Annotated in this window: 16 protein-coding genes and 1 pseudogene; 15 read left to right on the top strand and 2 right to left on the bottom strand. The window is 67.5% G+C overall.

The features are described 5' to 3' along the window. Nucleotides 1-135: 135 nt before the first annotated feature. Nucleotides 136-1437, top strand: a complete 1302-nt coding sequence (locus K2Z83_RS07650; RefSeq protein WP_220594578.1) for a folylpolyglutamate synthase/dihydrofolate synthase family protein — start codon at nucleotides 136-138, stop codon at nucleotides 1435-1437. Between the two features lie 105 nt (nucleotides 1438-1542). Here K2Z83_RS07650 and K2Z83_RS07645 read toward each other — a convergent pair whose 3' ends face one another. Beyond that, nucleotides 1543-1815, bottom strand: coding sequence for a DUF4404 family protein (locus tag K2Z83_RS07645; protein WP_220594577.1), 273 nt, complete (start codon nucleotides 1813-1815; stop codon nucleotides 1543-1545). An 81-nt stretch (nucleotides 1816-1896) separates the two neighbouring features. On the opposite strand from K2Z83_RS07645, the gene K2Z83_RS07640 reads away from it, so the two are divergent. The 9 genes and pseudogenes from K2Z83_RS07640 (at nucleotide 1897) to K2Z83_RS07600 (ending at nucleotide 9387) form a co-directional block, all read left to right on the top strand. Then, nucleotides 1897-2754 carry a glycosyltransferase 87 family protein gene (locus K2Z83_RS07640; RefSeq protein ID WP_220594576.1) on the top strand — a complete coding sequence of 286 codons (858 nt, stop codon included), beginning with the start codon at nucleotides 1897-1899 and terminating at the stop codon, nucleotides 2752-2754. A gap of 5 nt (nucleotides 2755-2759) precedes the next feature. After that, nucleotides 2760-3281 carry a tRNA (adenosine(37)-N6)-threonylcarbamoyltransferase complex ATPase subunit type 1 TsaE gene (tsaE, locus tag K2Z83_RS07635; RefSeq protein ID WP_220594575.1) on the top strand — a complete coding sequence of 174 codons (522 nt, stop codon included), beginning with the start codon at nucleotides 2760-2762 and terminating at the stop codon, nucleotides 3279-3281. A gap of 108 nt (nucleotides 3282-3389) precedes the next feature. After that, nucleotides 3390-4058 (top strand): tRNA (adenosine(37)-N6)-threonylcarbamoyltransferase complex dimerization subunit type 1 TsaB, encoded by a 669-nt coding sequence (gene tsaB, locus K2Z83_RS07630; protein WP_220594574.1) that lies wholly within the window; start codon nucleotides 3390-3392, stop codon nucleotides 4056-4058. Nucleotides 4059-4129: 71 nt separating this feature from the next. Continuing rightward, the gene (locus tag K2Z83_RS07625) at nucleotides 4130-4846 is read left to right on the top strand and encodes a DUF3662 and FHA domain-containing protein (protein WP_220594601.1); all 717 of its coding nucleotides are present in this window, start codon (nucleotides 4130-4132) and stop codon (nucleotides 4844-4846) included. Between the two features lie 64 nt (nucleotides 4847-4910). Then, nucleotides 4911-5366: an FHA domain-containing protein gene (locus K2Z83_RS07620; protein WP_220594573.1), complete on the top strand. Its 456-nt coding sequence runs from the start codon at nucleotides 4911-4913 to the stop codon at nucleotides 5364-5366. A gap of 171 nt (nucleotides 5367-5537) precedes the next feature. Further along, complete coding sequence (locus K2Z83_RS07615; RefSeq protein WP_220594572.1) at nucleotides 5538-6044, top strand: GNAT family N-acetyltransferase; 507 nt, start codon at nucleotides 5538-5540, stop codon at nucleotides 6042-6044. A gap of 137 nt (nucleotides 6045-6181) precedes the next feature. Then, nucleotides 6182-7087 (top strand): alpha/beta hydrolase, encoded by a 906-nt coding sequence (locus K2Z83_RS07610; RefSeq protein WP_220594571.1) that lies wholly within the window; start codon nucleotides 6182-6184, stop codon nucleotides 7085-7087. A 61-nt stretch (nucleotides 7088-7148) separates the two neighbouring features. Continuing rightward, nucleotides 7149-7697: pseudogene (locus K2Z83_RS07605) on the top strand (tRNA (guanine(37)-N(1))-methyltransferase); the annotation flags it as partial. A 49-nt stretch (nucleotides 7698-7746) separates the two neighbouring features. Continuing rightward, on the top strand, nucleotides 7747-9387 hold the full coding sequence (locus K2Z83_RS07600) for a recombinase family protein (protein WP_220594570.1): 1641 nt from the start codon (nucleotides 7747-7749) through the stop codon (nucleotides 9385-9387). A 169-nt stretch (nucleotides 9388-9556) separates the two neighbouring features. On the opposite strand, the gene K2Z83_RS07595 is transcribed toward K2Z83_RS07600, so the two are convergent. Then, on the bottom strand, nucleotides 9557-10669 hold the full coding sequence (locus tag K2Z83_RS07595; RefSeq protein ID WP_220594569.1) for a mechanosensitive ion channel family protein: 1113 nt from the start codon (nucleotides 10667-10669) through the stop codon (nucleotides 9557-9559). A gap of 350 nt (nucleotides 10670-11019) precedes the next feature. Here K2Z83_RS07595 and K2Z83_RS07590 point away from each other — a divergent pair, with 350 nt between their 5' ends. The 5 genes from K2Z83_RS07590 to K2Z83_RS07570 all read left to right on the top strand — a co-directional run. After that, nucleotides 11020-11376 (top strand): NADH-quinone oxidoreductase subunit A, encoded by a 357-nt coding sequence (locus K2Z83_RS07590; protein ID WP_220594568.1) that lies wholly within the window; start codon nucleotides 11020-11022, stop codon nucleotides 11374-11376. A gap of 56 nt (nucleotides 11377-11432) precedes the next feature. Next, nucleotides 11433-12233, top strand: coding sequence for an NADH-quinone oxidoreductase subunit B (locus tag K2Z83_RS07585; RefSeq protein ID WP_220594567.1), 801 nt, complete (start codon nucleotides 11433-11435; stop codon nucleotides 12231-12233). Further along, entirely contained in the window at nucleotides 12220-12741 is a 522-nt protein-coding gene (locus tag K2Z83_RS07580) for an NADH-quinone oxidoreductase subunit C (RefSeq protein WP_220594566.1), read from the top strand. Before K2Z83_RS07585 ends, K2Z83_RS07580 begins: the two co-directional genes overlap by 14 nt. A 72-nt stretch (nucleotides 12742-12813) precedes the next feature. Then, nucleotides 12814-13923, top strand: coding sequence for an NADH-quinone oxidoreductase subunit D (locus tag K2Z83_RS07575; protein WP_220594565.1), 1110 nt, complete (start codon nucleotides 12814-12816; stop codon nucleotides 13921-13923). Nucleotides 13924-13993: 70 nt separating this feature from the next. Beyond that, on the top strand, nucleotides 13994-14684 hold a 691-nt coding region (locus tag K2Z83_RS07570), incomplete at its 3' end, for a 4Fe-4S binding protein (RefSeq protein ID WP_220594564.1).

Here is a 14684-nt window from a genome sequence, read left to right as displayed (position 1 = left end):
GGGGGGCGCAGGACGTTGCACATGCCCTGCCAGTTGACATGTCCCAGCCCTATGCGACAATACGCGCATTACTCGCTCGGCGCGCTGCCGACAATCTACAGACTGCGATCCACAATCTGCAATCTGCAATCTGCAATGAGAACCTACCAGGACGCCCTGGACTACATCTACGGCTTCATCGACCCGACGCGGAAGGCGGCCAGCAGCCCGGCCGAGGCGCTCATCAACCTGGAGCGGGTGCGCGCCCTGCTGCGCGCCGTGGGCGACCCGCACCTCGGCATGCCCTCCGTCGTGGTGGCGGGCACCAAGGGCAAGGGCAGCACCTGCGTGATGATCGAGGCGATGCTGCGCGCCTCGGGGCTGCGCGTGGGCCTGTGGGCCTCGCCGCACCTCAGCTCCTACCGCGAGCGCATCCAGATCGACCGCGAGCTGATCAGCCAGGAGGATCTGGTCGATCTGGCCGGGCGGCTCCAGCCGCTGATCGACGGCTTCGACCCGGAGCCCTACGGCCGGCCGAGCACCTTTGATGTGGGCTTCGCCCTGGCCCTGCGCCACTTCGCCGAGCGCGATGTGCAGATCGCTGTGCTTGAGGTCGGCCTGGGCGGGCGCTACGACGCCACCAATGTGATCACGCCGCTGGTCTCGGTGATCAGCTCGATCAGCTACGACCACATGGGCATCCTCGGGCGGACGCTGTCTGAGATCGCGTGGAACAAGGCCGGGATCATGAAGCCGGGCGTGCCGGCGGTGACGGCGCCGCAGCCGCCCGAGGCCGTCGCGGCGCTGGAGGCCGAGGCCGCGCTGGTGGGGGCGGAGCTGTATGTGGCCGCGGGGGGCGGGCTGCTCGGGCCGTCCGGAGCCGCGCCCTACCCGCTGGAGCCTGCGCCGGGCCGGCTGCGCGGCGGCTTCCAGCGCGAGAACGCGCGCCTGGCGGTGGGCGCGACCATGCTGCTCGCCGGGCGCGGGCTGCCCGTCGACGCGCGGGCGATCGCCGAGGGGCTGGCGACGGCCGAGTGGCCCGGGCGCTTCGAGCTGGTTGATGGCGCGCCGCCCATCCTGATCGACGGCGCCCACAACGGCGACTCGGCGCGGAAGCTGGCCGCCGCCATCCGCGATGAGCTGCGCTTCGCGCGGCTCATCCTGGTGCTCGGCACCTCGCGCGACAAGGACATCGAGGCGATCGTCGCGGAGATCGTGCCCATGGCCGCCGCCGTGGTGATCACCCGCTCGACCCACCCCCGCGCCATGGACCTCGACCGGGTGGCGGCGATCACCGCGCCGCACCTGCGCGGCCCGCTCGCGCTCACGCCCGAGATGGCCGACGCGCTCGACCAGGCCCGCGCCATCGCCGGCCCCGGCGACCTGATCTGCGTCACCGGGTCGCTCTTCGTCGTCGCCGCCGCCCGCGAGGCCCTCGGCCTCGCCGTGGCCGATTAATGTTCCTGCCGGGCACAAAAACCGCTCTTGTGTTGCTGGACGATGTCAGCGAAGCTGACATCGTTCAGCAACACAAGAGAAGGGTCTGTGGCCGTAGGCCACAGACTATAGGCCGATCCCGTTGAGCACATCCACCACCCGCATCATCGCCAGGGTCAGGCTCGGGTGCGAGGCCTCAAAGTCCTTCAGCACGTCGGGGAGCCCGCGCTGGAAGTCATCGTCGATCACCGTCTCGCCGGGCGCGTCTATCTCCGCGAGGGCGGCCAGTGTCTGCTGATGAAGGCTCTGCAGGGTCGGATTCGTGGGTTCAGTGGCGGCGGCACGGGCGAGCTCGACCTGCATCTGTTCGAGCCGCTCGCGCAGAGTTTGCTGGCTCATCGGGCTTTCCTTTGCTGAGAGTCCGGCGTCGCCCCGAGGGTGGGGCCGCCTGCGTAGCGCTTATTATACGGCACCTCCCCTATGGCGCAGAGGGCACGCACGGATGTGCGCTGTAGGGTATACTATCTGCAATCTGCAATCTGCAATCTGCAATCTGCAATCTGCAATCTGCAATCTGCAATCTTTGAGCGCTGGGCTCGTCGCACAAGTGGCCGCAGCGGGCTGCCCTGGATGTTGCTCTGGCTACCGCTCGCTCAGGGCCTCGTGCTCGGCCAGACGACGCTGATCGTCCTGGCGGCCCTCGTCTTCGCCGAGCTGTACTACAACGAGGGCCGCGAGCGCCGCGCCGGCCTGTTGCTGGCGCTGGCCGTGCTCAAACCCCAGGTGGCCATCCTAGCCGCGGCATGGTTGCTCCTGCGCAGCTTCCGTGAGCGCCGCTACCAGCTGCCGCTGACCTTCTTCGGCATCAGCGCGGCGCTCTGGCTCGTAGCCGTGATCATCGCCGGGCCGCAGATTGTCCCCCAGTGGGTGGCCGGGCTGGTTGTGTACGATGACCTGCTGCCTGACCGGCTGCTGCTCTTCCCGCCGCTCGGCCCGCTGATCGGACTGATGGCCGTTCTGCTCTGGTGGCGTCACGGTCGCGGCGATCACTTCGGCCTGCTGATCCTGCTCACTATGCTCTTCTACCCGCTCTCGGTCGTCTACATGACCTCGGCCGTGGCCTTTGTGGTCATCCGCTGGCGCCGCGACTGGCCCTGGTACCCGCTCGCCCTGAGCTGGATCATCCCCCTGGCCTTCCCCCTGGTCGTCCGCACCCCAGATACGATCGCCGCCCTGACCCAGTCAATCGTCGCCACCGGCATGCTCGCCGGCCTGCTGCCGCAGCTGCCCTGGCGACGCAGACCCCCTCACCCCACCGGCGGTGACGTGCTACAATAGCGCCTATGAGCGAGCGCAAGCTGCCCGCCACTCAGGCGGCCCACGACCTAGACTTTATCAGCCATAGCCCCGCGCAGACGGAGCGGATCGGCCAGCGCCTCGGCGAGCAGTTCGCCGCGGGCGATCTGATCCTGCTCGTCGGCAACTTCGGGGTTGGCAAGACGCACCTGACCAAGGGTGTGGCCCGCGGCCTCGACTCGGACGACCTGGTGACGAGCCCGAGCTTCGTGCTGGTGAACGAGTACCGCTCCGGCGCCGCCCGCAGGCATATGCCGATCTACCATGTCGATCTGTACCGGATCGCCGAGGAGGGCGAGCTGACGACGATCGGCCTCGATGAGCTCTGGGCCGGCGACGGGGTCTGCCTGATCGAGTGGCCCGAGCGCGCCGCCGCCATGCTGCCCGCCGAGCACCTGGCCATCCACATGCAGCACCTCAGCGAGACGAAGCGCCGGCTGCGTCTCGCCCCCCACGGCCCGCGCTATGTGGAGCTGCTTGAGCGCTTTAAGGGGACGACCTTCGGATAGGGTACAGGGTACAGGGTACAGGGTATAGGCCGCCCACCCTGACCCTGACCCTGACCCTGACCCTGACCCTGACCCTGTACCCTGTACCCTGTACCCTGTACCCTAACTATGCTCCTCGCCATCGACACCGCCACAACCATCACCGGGCTGGCCCTCTGCAAGGGGGGCGAGCTGCTGGCCGAGTGCGCCTGGGCCTCGGGCCGCAACCACACCGCCCAGCTGCTGCCCCAGCTCGATATGCTGCTGCGCCACGTCGGCGCCGGCCGCAGCGACCTGCGGTCTGTGGCCGTCGCCCTCGGGCCGGGGAGCTGGAGCGGCCTGCGGGTCGGGCTCAGCGTCGCCAAGGGCCTGTCCCTCGCCGGCGGACTGCCCCTGCTCGGCGTGAGCAGCCTGGAGGCCCTGGCCTACCAGCAGCAGCGCCGCGGCCTGCCGATCTACCCGCTGATCCGCCTCGGGCGCGACCGCTTCGCCTGCGCCGAGTTCGCGTTCGACGCATGGGTCGAGCGCCGCGGCCCCGACCATAATGTCTCCCTTGAGGATCTAGCCGCCGAGGTGGGCGGCCGCGCGCTCTTCTGCGGCGACCTGGACGACCAGGTGCGCGGCCGGCTCCAGGATCTGCTCGGCGAGCGGGCGCTCTTCCCCTCGCCCGCCGCCACCCTGCGCCGCCCCGGCTTCCTCGCCGAGCTGGCCTGGCAGCGCCTCCAGAGCGGCGATCAGGATGATGTTGTCGCCCTGGAGCCCGTGTATCTTGGCGAGGCCGTGAAAGCGAAAGGATGAAGGATGAAGGATGAAGGATGAACAGCACTCTTCATCCTTCACCCTTCACCCTTCATCCTTCAAAGGTGTCTATGTCTGCCCTGAGCCGCTTTGAGCAGCTGATGGAACAGATGGTCGAGGGGTCGGTGGCCCGGCTGTTCCGCAGCCCCGTGCAGCCGGTCGAGATCGCGCGCCGCCTGGAGCGGGCCATGGAGAGCCAGCAGTCGATCAGCGTCAAGCGGGTGATCGTGCCCAGCTTCTACCGGGCCTACCTGAACCCGCAGGACTTCAGCGCATTCCAGCCGGTGCGCGCCCAGCTCGAGCAGGAGATGTCCACCTACCTGAGCGACCTGGCCGCCGAGCGCGGCTTCACGATGCTGGAGCACCCCAAGGTTGTCCTCGCCGAGGACCCGGCGGTGCCGAGGCGCGGCATCCAGGTGGTGGCCGAGCTGGCTAACGCGCCGCTGGCCGAGACGACTCAGGTGCTGTCGTCCACGGCGGTGCAGGCCGCCCCGGTGCGCCGGGGGCACGCCCTGCTGCTCCTCCAGACGACGGCCGGCCCGCAGCCCATCCCCGTCGAGAGCACCACGGCCACCCTCGGCCGCGGCCTCGGCAACGATATTATCCTTGAGGACACCCGCGTCTCGCGGCATCACGCCCAGCTGCGCTATAAGGCCCGCCGCTTCTGGCTCACCGACCTCAACAGCACGAACGGCACCTTCATCAACGGCGCGCGGGTGAGCGAGACGGCCCTGCGCGACGGGGATGTCGTCTCCCTTGGCGGATTAGAATTGACATTTAAAGAGTAGGGGCGCAGCAGCAGCCCGCCGCAGAGCGGCGGGCTGCTGTTGCGCCCCTACGGCGTATAATCATATGTTCGACATCGCAAACCTCTCGGCCGGCGTGATCATCCTGCTGCTGCGCGTGGCCGTGGTCTTCATGCTCTACTTCTTCCTCTGGCAGGTGGTGCGGGTGGTCTCCCGCGACCTGCTCGCCGGGCCGGGCGCGCCCGCGGCGCAGGCGAACCCCTACGGCCAGCTGGTGGTGGCCAGCTCTGGGCAGACTGGCATCCCGGTCGGCAAGGTCTTCCCGCTCAGTCCGGCGATGGTGATCGGACGCAGCACGGAGACGGATGTCGCATTGAACGACACCTTCCTCTCGTCGGAGCACGCCCGGCTGGAGCGGCGCAACGGCGTCTGGTCGCTCGAAGACCTGAACAGCACCAACGGCACCTACCTCAACGGCTTCGAGGTGCGCGCCGCCACCGAGGTGAATGACGGCGATGTGATCCGCGTCGGCCGCGTCGAGCTGAAGCTGGTGATCCGCTAGCCCCGCCGGGGACGTGCTGTAACCCCTCTGTGGTACACTGATCCATGCGTCGGTATCGACGCAGGACCGGCGGAGGGCGATATGGACGACGGACACAGCATCAGACAGCCAGATCTTCACGCGTCGACGACGCTACAGGTTCGCGGCGGCCGAAGCGTGCATGTGCGCCATATGCGCCTCGACGACGCCGCGCTGCTTGAGCGCATGTTCTACAAGCTCTCGTCGGAGACGCGCTGGCGGCGCTTCTTCATGCCGCTCGATAATATCGACGCCGACCTGGTGCGCCGCGAGTCCGCCCGTCTCGCCAAGGTTCACCCCGAGCGCGAGGTGGCCCTGCTGGCGACAGTCGTGGAGGGCGGGCGCGAGGAGGGCGTGGCCGTGGCCCGCTACGGCCGCATGGGCGATGGGGACGAGTGCGCCGAGGCCTCGATCGTCGTGCGCGACGACTTCCAGAGCGCCGGGCTGGGCGCCCAGATCTTCGACCTGCTCGTGCAGGTCGGGCTCGCCCGCGGCATCCACCATATGATCCTGCTCACCCACGCCGACAACACTGGCATGATCGGGCTCGTCCACCACCTCGGGCTGCCCTACAGCGGCAAGTACACCTCCGGCCTCTACGAGATCGATCTCCGGCTCGCCGATAACGAGCCGCCCTTCTTCCCCTTCTCACAGCACTGAGGCGCTGAGGCACAGAGATCGATCACGAGCGGGTGCCGCGCGCATCTGGTGTACAATTGCGCGCGGTGAGCGAGACAGTAGCCCCTCAATACTTCAGTGTCTCAGTGTCTCAGTGTCTCAGTGATCTTGGGGAGCCAATGTTGAGACGAGCGAGCCTCCTCCCGCTGCTGGGCAGCGCCACCCTCGCCGCCGCCGGCGGCGTCATCGGCGCGGCCTGGTACGTCACCACCCGCGTCAGCCCGCAGCACCCGCGCCACTACAGCGACCGCTACATCTTCACGCCATGGGAGCTCGGCGTGCCCTTCGAGGAGATCACCCTGCGCAGCGCCGACGGCCTGGCCCTGACCGGCTGGTGGCTGCCGCGCCCCGAGTCGCGCGGGGTGGTGGTCGGCTCCCACGGCCACAGCGGCAGCAAGGACGACCTGCTCGGCATCGGCACGAGCGCCTGGCGGGCCGGCTTCAACGTGCTGCTCTTCGACTACCGCGGCCGCGGCGACTCAGAGCCCTGGCCGCACTCGCTGGTGAGCCGCGAGGTGGACGACCTGCTGGCGGCGGTGGCCTACGCCCGCGCGCGGGTGGACGGCGCGAAGATCGGCGTGGTCGGCTTCTCGATGGGCGCGGCCGTGGCGATCATGGCGGCGGCCCGCGAGCCCGCCATCGCCGCCCTGGTGGCCGACAGCTCCTTCACCGCCGTCGCCGACGTGGTGGCCCACGGGGTGCGGCGCACCCTGGGCATCCCGCCCGCGCCGCTGGTGCGCGCCGCCGACGAGGTGCTGGCCCGCCGCCACGGCTACCGCTTCACCCGCGCCCGCCCGATCGACGCCGTCGGCGCGATCTCGCCGCGGCCCATCCTGATCGCCCACGGCGGCGGCGACACCACGGTGCCCGTCGAGCAGGCCCGCCGCCTCTTCGCCGCCGCAGGCGCGCCCAAGGAGCTGTACCTGGTCGATGGCGTCGAGCACTGCGGGGCCTACTTCGCCGACCGCCCCGGCTACTGCGCGCGGGTGAACGCCTTCTTCGCCCATCACTTATCTGAATGTTGAATGTTGAATGCTGAATGCTGAATGTCCGGCATTCAACATTCAATATTCAACATTCAACATTATGCATTTCGACATCCTCACCCTCTTCCCCGGCATGTTCGCCGGGCCGCTCGGCGAGAGCATCCTCAAGCGGGCACAGCAGGCCGGCCATATTCAGGTTGGCCTGCACAACATCCGCGACTGGGCCACCGACCGCCACCGCACCGCCGACGACTCGCCCTACGGCGGCGGCGCCGGCATGGTGATGAAGGCCGAGCCGCTCGGGGCGTGTATCCGGGCCGTTTTGCAGCAGGAGGCGGGAGACAGGAGGCAGGAGGCAGGAGAAGAACCTGCCTCCTGCCTCCTGTCTCCTGCCTCCCAACCCCCAACCCCCAACCCCCAGCCCCCCGTCATCCTGCTCTCCCCCGACGGCGAGCCCTTCTCCCAGGCCATCGCCGCCGATCTGGCCGCCGAGCCGAGGCTGCTGCTGGTCTGCGGGCACTACGAGGGGCTCGACGAGCGCGTGCGCGAGGCGCTGATCACCCGCGAGCTGAGCATCGGCGACTATGTGCTCACCGGGGGCGAGCTGGCGGCCATGGTGGTGGTGGACGCGGTGGCCCGCCTGGTGCCCCTGATTCGGCCCTTCTGAAACCTTGTCTTATGCAGTAAAGGGGACGACAGTGGAACTGATCAGCTACAGCCGGGTCTCAAACGAGAAGGGGGACGAGAGCTACAGCCACGGGGCGCAGCACCGGGTCTGTTCCGCCTACGCGGAGGCCCACGGGCATACGGTCGTCGCCACCTACGAGGACACGATGACCGGGATGACCCTGGAGCGCCCTGGGTGGCTCACCGTCCTCCAGCTGCTGGCGGACGGGAAGGCGGAGGGGGTTGTCGTCTACCGGCTCGACCGAGTAGCCCGTAAGACAGGGCTGGTCCACCTCGCGCTCGACGACCAACTCGCCCCGCTGGGGGCGGTGCTGCACCTGCCGTCGCTGGGGCGAGCGGTGGACCCCGAGCTCCAGAGCGACCTCTTCCTGGTCGGCATCGAGGCCCTGGTGAGCCAGGCGGAGCGCCAGAACATCCTCCAGCGCACCCGCGACGGGCGAAACGAGAAGATGGCCAGCGGGGTCTGGCTGGGCACGGGGACGACGCTCTACTGGCTGGAGAAGACCGGCACTAAGCGGCAAACGACCCTCACGCTCGACCCTGACGGAGTGGCAGTGGTGCAGGAGCTCCTGCGGCTGTATCTGGATGGGATGGGTGTGCGCGACATCGCCCGGCACCTGACCGTCGCGGGGCACCCGACGCCGTCGATGAAGGCTGGGCGGCTGCTGACGGGGCGGGCCTGGTCCCCGGAGAGTGTGCGGCGCATCCTGCGCGACGAGCGGCTGGTGGGGGTGTTCTGGCAGAACCGCCGCGCGTCCGGCGGCAAGCTCAAGCCCAAGGAGGAGCGGATCAAGCTGGAGCTGCCGCACCTGGCGCTCATCGAGCGGGGCACCTGGGACTACATCCAGTCGCGCATCGACCACAACAGCGACAAGTGGACGTTCGCCATCAAGGAGGGCAACCAGTACCTGCTGTCGGGCGGGCGGCTCCGCTGCGCCTGTGGCGGGGCGACCCGCTGCGTCACCCACGACCATGGGGGCAAGGGGCGCCCGCACAGCTACTACCGCTGCGACGCCAAGGGGCATCAGCGGCGGGAGTGCGCGGTGCCGACGCTCCGGGCCTCGGCGGTGGACGCCGCCGTCTGGGCGGACCTGGAGCACTTCCTGGCCAACCCCGAGTTCACCCTAGAGCAGCTGCGGGCGGTGCAGTCGCGCGAGCAGTACGAGCACCAGGACGCCGCAGGCCTGCTCGCGAGCTACGAGCGCATCGCGGCACGCATCAAGGCGGAAATCGACCGGCTCTACGACGACTACCGGGAGGGGCTGCTCGACCGGGACGGCTACAAGGAGCGGCGGAAGGCCCAGGAGGCCCGCCTGGGTGCCGCAGATGACGTGCGGAGGGACGCGGAGGCTGCACTTGCCGCCAGAGTGCTGCGCGACCGCGACGTGGAGCAGATTGTGAGCACCGCCACGACACTGGGGGAGCTGCTGGCCGAGACCGGCAACCTGGAGTTTTCCGACAAGCGCAAGGCCATCGAGGTGCTGGGGATTGGGGGGCAGCTCTGGTGGCGGGAGGACGGGGAGCTGATGCTCAACGTGACCATACGGAATGTGCCGGTCATCACGAAGGAGGCGGGCGAGCTCGCGGCGGGGGAGGCGTTCGGGGGACGGAACGGCGGACACCGTGGCGACGGGAGCGGACAAACATCTTGATATGACGCGGCGTGTCATAGGGTTCGGCGCGGAAGGCCGGGCCGACCTCGAAGACCCGCTGCCGCCATCGCAGCGTCGGCGGCTCTCTGGGATCCGTGGGCCGGGTACTCATCTCCGTCATCGTGTTAGGGAGCACGATACCAGAGCGATAGGCCCGCGTCAACCGGCCCTACGGCCGATTCGTCTCGCGGCGTGGGTCAGCCCCATTGCTGCGCCCCTCGGCCTGGCCGCCGGCCCGCGCCATGTGGATCGTCTGCGTCGGGAAGGCGAAGCCGATGCCCGCCGCGCCGAACTGCTCGAAGATCGCCAGGTTGATCGCCTGCTGGGTGTCCATGTACCGGTTGTAGTCTGCTGTCAGCACGTAGTAGACCACCTCGAAGGTGAGGGCGAAGTCATCGAAGCTCTTGAAGTGCGCGCGGTCGAAGCGGGTCTGCCCCTGGGCCTCGATGATCGCGCGGACCATGGCCGGGATGGCCCGCAGCTGGGCCGCCGAGGTCTCGTAGAGCACGCCGACGCTGAAGACGACCCGCCGCTCCTGCATGCGCTTATAGTTGTGGATGCGGCTGCTGAGCAGGTCGGCGTTCGAGATGGAAAGCTGCTCGCCGGAGAGGCTGCGCAGGCGGGTGGAGCGCAGCCCGATCTTCTCCACCGTCCCGGCCAGGTCGTCGAGGGTGATGAAGTCGCCGATGATAAAGGGCTGATCGAGGGCGATCGAGAGCGAGGCGAACAGGTCGGAGAGGATGTTCTGCACCGCCAGGGCCACGGCGATGCCACCGATGCCCAGGCTCGCCACCAGGGTGGTGACCTCCACGCCGGGGATGTTGTCGAGGGCCAGCAGCACCACCACCGAGTAGAGCACGAGCTGGGCGACGAAGCTCAGCACGCGGGCGGTGCCAACGCGCCCGGCGTCTGCATCGATGTTGCGCTTCTGGTAGCTCGTCACCCAGCCGGTGATCAGGGCGTTGCCCCAGATCGCCACCTGGATGAGCAGGGCGATCATCGCGATGGCCTGGCCCCAGATCAGCGCGCTGGGCGGCAGGATCAGGCTGAGCGAGCCGAGATAGGCCGCCGGCAGGGCCAGCACGCCCAGGTGCGTCCGCTCGGCCACCACCACGATCGCGTCATCGGCGTAGGTGCTGGATCGGTTGGCGACCGGGCGGAAGTGGCGGACGATCAGGCTGCGGGCCACGCCAATGATCGCCAGGATGCCGACGGTGATGCCGACGGCCAGGAGCCAGCGGGGCAGCGAGTTGCCGAAGAAAATCCCTTGGAGCCAGGTCACGGGTAGATGATCCTCCCTGCTACACGCACAAAATGGCAGAGGCACCCGGGGCACCGCTGCCACGATACCACACCCTACGCAGTCTGCTCGCAAAAACGATGCCAGCCGCTCCGATCTCCGCTGTTGGCGGATGGCCCCGCGCAATCTGCTTCTGCCGCGCGCAGGCGGTTCCTCCGTTAAGAAAAAACCATTGAGCTAAGATATATTGCCATTGTGACGAGATTCACGAGTTGTAGTTCAGGGCATCAGAATGCAAATCTTCGGCTAAGCGCCTTTTTGCGTCACCCCGCGTGCTGTGCTATACTTCGCGGCACCCAGACCAGAACGTATAACCATGGAGGGTCGCCGCGATGCTCGCGAACTATGCCTTTATTGGGGTCTTCTTTGTTGCAGCGCTGAGCTTCCCGGTTATCCCCCTCCTGCTGGCCTTCTTCCTCCGCCCCAAGCGCCCGACCCCGCTCAAGCAGTCTACCTATGAGTGCGGCCTTGAGGTGATCGGCGATATCCGGGTGCAGTTCAAGGTGCAGTACTACCTCTACGCCCTGGCCTTCGTGATCTTCGACATTGAGGTGGTCTTCCTCTACCCGTGGGCGGTGGCCTTCCGAAAGCTTGGCATGTACGGGTTCACGGCGGCGGCGGTCTTCCTGGTCATGCTCTTCGCCGGCCTGGTCTACGAGTGGCGCAAGGGTGCCCTGGAGTGGATCTAGGGGAGGGTTCCAGGGAGGGTCCCACCCTCCCTGGAACCCTCTCTCGAATGGGACATATGGCAGACAGCGATAACATCCAGCTCGACCTTGAGAAGCAGGGCGTCTTCGTCTCGACGGTCAACCGCTTCTACAACTGGGGCCGCCGGTCATCGATCTGGCCGATGTCGTTCGGCCTGGCCTGCTGCGCGATCGAGATGATGGCCTTCGGCCTGAGCCGCTACGATGTGGCCCGCTTCGGGGCCGAGCTCTTCCGGGCCTCGCCGCGCCAGGCCGACCTCATGATCGTCGCCGGCACCGTCACCAAGAAGATGCTGCCCCAGGTCGTCCGGCTCTACAACCAGATGGCCGAGCCGCGCTATGTGATCTCGATGGGCGCATGCGCCACCTCCGGCGGCCCCTTCCGCGACGGCTACAATGTGGTGCGCGGGGTGGACCTGTTCCTCCCCGTCGATGTCTACATCCCCGGCTGCCCGCCGCGCCCCGAGGCTCTGCTGCACGCCCTGATCACGCTCCAGGAGCAGATCGACGGCCAGCGGCTCGGCCGGCTGCGCTGGTACGGCAAGGGCGACAAGCCGCAGACGCAGGACTTCCCAGTGCCCACCTTCGGCGCCCAGGGCCTTGAGGTGGACGGCGCGCTGGTCGACCCGGTGGGCGGCCTGCCGCTGCTCGGCCCCTACACCTCGCCCGGGCACGGCGAGCAGAAGAGCGGCGAGATCGAGCACCCCGAGATCGCCCGCCACTTCCCGATCATGGACCCCGCCGTCGAGCTTGAGCACGCCCTGAAGGCCCGCGGCGTCGCCCCCGAGATCGCCGCCGATGACCTGAAGCGCGATGAGGTTTCTGATGCCGCATCTTAGGGCCGAAGACCTGCGCGAGATACTTGGCCGCGACCTTCCCGGCGCAGTGCAAGACCCGTCTCCACTCCAGATTGTCCCGCCACCCTCCCACGGCCCGCAGCCCGGCAGCTTTGTCACCGGCGATACGCTGGTCGAGCCGGGCCGCATCGTCGAGGTCGCCCTGTACCTGCGCGATAGCCTGGGCTACACCTACCTCTCCGATATCGCCGTGGTGGACTACTTGGCCGACGGGGTCTTCGAGCTGGGCTACCGCTTCTACCACGTCGATGGCGGCCCCGCCCTGGTGCTGAAGGCCCGCCTGCCCCGCGAGAGCCCTGAGCTGCCCTCGCTCACGCCCGACTGGCCGGGGGCCAACTTCCACGAGCGCGAGGCATTCGACCTCTACGGGATCACCTTTGTCGGCCACCCCTTCCTGCGCCGCATCTATATGTGGGACGAGTTCGAGGGCTTCCCTATGCGCAAGGACTTCCCCAAGCAGGGCGATAAGTATATTGGCGAAGAAGAGTAATTGCAGATTGCAGATTGCAGATTGTAGATTGCTTAGGCACTACAATCTGCAATCTGCAATCGCCAATCTGCAATGATAAAGACCGAAGAGCTCCAGATCAATATCGGGCCGCAGCACCCCTCCACCCACGGCGTGTTCCGCATGCTGGTGACGGTCGATGGCGAGACGATCACCGACCTCAAGCCGGTGTTCGGCTACCTGCACCGCAACCACGAGCAGCTCGCCGAGGTGAACACCTACCTGCAGAACATGCCCTACACCGACCGGCTCGACTACTTCAACTCCATGGCCAACAACCACGCCTACGCCATGGCGGTCGAGAAGCTGGCCGGGATCGAGGTGCCCGAGCGCGCCGAGTATATCCGCGTGCTGATGGTTGAGCTGACCCGCGTGCTCAATCACGCCGGCGCCCTGGGCTTCCTGATCAACGACATGGGCGCCTGGCAGACCCAGCTCGCCTTCGGCATGCGCGAGCGCGAGAAGATCCTCGACCTGTTCGAGTCGGCCTCGGGCGCCCGCCTGATGTGCAACTACTTCCGCTTCGGCGGGGTCGCCCGCGACCTGCCGGACGACTTTATGCCGCGGCTCAAGGATCTGCTGGTGGCCATGCCCGCCTTCATCGATGAGCTGGAGCGCCTGCTGCGCGAGAATGAGATCCTGCTCCAGCGCTCCGAGGGCATCGGCATCCTGCCGCAGGAGCTGGCGATCGCCTACAGCGTCACCGGGCCGGTGCTGCGCGCCTCCGGTGTGGCCTACGACATCCGCAAGGCCGAGCCCTACAGCGTGTACGACCGCTTCGACTTCGATGTGCCGGTCGGCTCGGTGGGCGATGTCTACGACCGCATCCTGGTGCGGATCGAGGAGATGCGCCAGAGCAAGCGGATCATCGAGCAGATCATCGAGCAGCTGCCCGACGCCCAGGGCGGCCACATCAACCCCAAGGCGCGGCAGAATGTGCGCCCCCCGGTGGGCGACGCCTACGCCCGCGTCGAGTCGCCCAAGGGCGAGCTGGGCTTCTACCTGGTCAGCGACGGCAGCACCAAGCCCTACCGCTACAAGGTGCGCGCCCCGTCATTCATCAACCTCACGCCGCTGGGCGATATGAGCCGTGGCTATAAGGTCGCCGATGTGGTGGTGATCCTGGGCAGCATCGATATTGTGATGGGCGAAGTCGATCGGTAATGCTTAATGTTGAATGGTGAATGGTGAATGGCTGGGCCAATTCACCATTCACCATTCACAATTCAACATTATGGAAATACAGCGTGGCAACATCATCGTTATGGATCGGCGCCGGGGCAAGCTGCGCGCCGGGCAGGGCCTGCTCCAGGGCCTGAAGGTGGTCTGGGATCACTGGGCGGCCTCGTTCCGCAAGAACGAGAACTTCACCCAGATCCGCGGCAACTTCACCGTCGAGTACCCCGATGAGCGCATCCAGCTGCCGCAGGCCTACCGGAATATGCCGGTGCTGCTCTACGACGAGGAGAGCGGCCACGAGCTCTGCACCTCCTGCTACCAGTGCGCGCGCATCTGCCCGCCCCAGGTCATCCACATGACCCAGGCCAAGGACCCGGCCACCGGCAAGGCGGTGCCCTCGGTGGCCGAGTTCGTGATCGAGTACGACGCCTGCATGAGCTGCGGCTTCTGCGCCGAGGTCTGCCCCTTCGACGCGATCAAGATGGACCACGCGTTTGAGCTCTCCACCGATGTACACGGCGGGCTGACGGTGCATAAGGAGGAGCTGAACCGGCCGATCTCCTACTACGCCGGGATCGCGCCCGACATGTGGGATGCGGTGAAGGCCGGGGCGATGAAGAAGCTGCAGGGCAATATTAAGCGCCGCACCGGCGTGATCGGCATGGCCCCGAACCTCGTCGAGAAGATCAAGGCCCGCCGCCAGGAGCTTGAGGCCGCCGCCGCCGCCGCGCCGCCTGCGCCCGCCG

This window comes from Oscillochloris sp. ZM17-4, assembly GCF_019599295.1.
GTDB lineage: Bacteria > Chloroflexota > Chloroflexia > Chloroflexales > Chloroflexaceae > Oscillochloris.
Note: the sequence above shows the minus strand (reverse complement) of the source record. Positions and strands in the feature narration are given on the sequence as shown.

Bases quoted from the DNA above. Each gene is read 5' to 3' on its own strand.
- K2Z83_RS07650 (WP_220594578.1), top strand. From the start codon at position 136: ATGAGAACCTACCAGGACGCCCTGGACTACATCTACGGCTTCATCGAC.
- K2Z83_RS07645 (WP_220594577.1), bottom strand. From the start codon at position 1,815: ATGAGCCAGCAAACTCTGCGCGAGCGGCTCGAACAGATGCAGGTCGAG.
- K2Z83_RS07640 (WP_220594576.1), top strand. From the start codon at position 1,897: ATGGCGCAGAGGGCACGCACGGATGTGCGCTGTAGGGTATACTATCTG.
- tsaE (WP_220594575.1), top strand. From the start codon at position 2,760: ATGAGCGAGCGCAAGCTGCCCGCCACTCAGGCGGCCCACGACCTAGAC.
- tsaB (WP_220594574.1), top strand. From the start codon at position 3,390: ATGCTCCTCGCCATCGACACCGCCACAACCATCACCGGGCTGGCCCTC.
- K2Z83_RS07625 (WP_220594601.1), top strand. From the start codon at position 4,130: ATGTCTGCCCTGAGCCGCTTTGAGCAGCTGATGGAACAGATGGTCGAG.
- K2Z83_RS07620 (WP_220594573.1), top strand. From the start codon at position 4,911: ATGTTCGACATCGCAAACCTCTCGGCCGGCGTGATCATCCTGCTGCTG.
- K2Z83_RS07615 (WP_220594572.1), top strand. From the start codon at position 5,538: ATGCGCCTCGACGACGCCGCGCTGCTTGAGCGCATGTTCTACAAGCTC.
- K2Z83_RS07610 (WP_220594571.1), top strand. From the start codon at position 6,182: ATGTTGAGACGAGCGAGCCTCCTCCCGCTGCTGGGCAGCGCCACCCTC.
- K2Z83_RS07590 (WP_220594568.1), top strand. From the start codon at position 11,020: ATGCTCGCGAACTATGCCTTTATTGGGGTCTTCTTTGTTGCAGCGCTG.
- K2Z83_RS07585 (WP_220594567.1), top strand. From the start codon at position 11,433: ATGGCAGACAGCGATAACATCCAGCTCGACCTTGAGAAGCAGGGCGTC.
- K2Z83_RS07580 (WP_220594566.1), top strand. From the start codon at position 12,220: ATGCCGCATCTTAGGGCCGAAGACCTGCGCGAGATACTTGGCCGCGAC.
- K2Z83_RS07575 (WP_220594565.1), top strand. From the start codon at position 12,814: ATGATAAAGACCGAAGAGCTCCAGATCAATATCGGGCCGCAGCACCCC.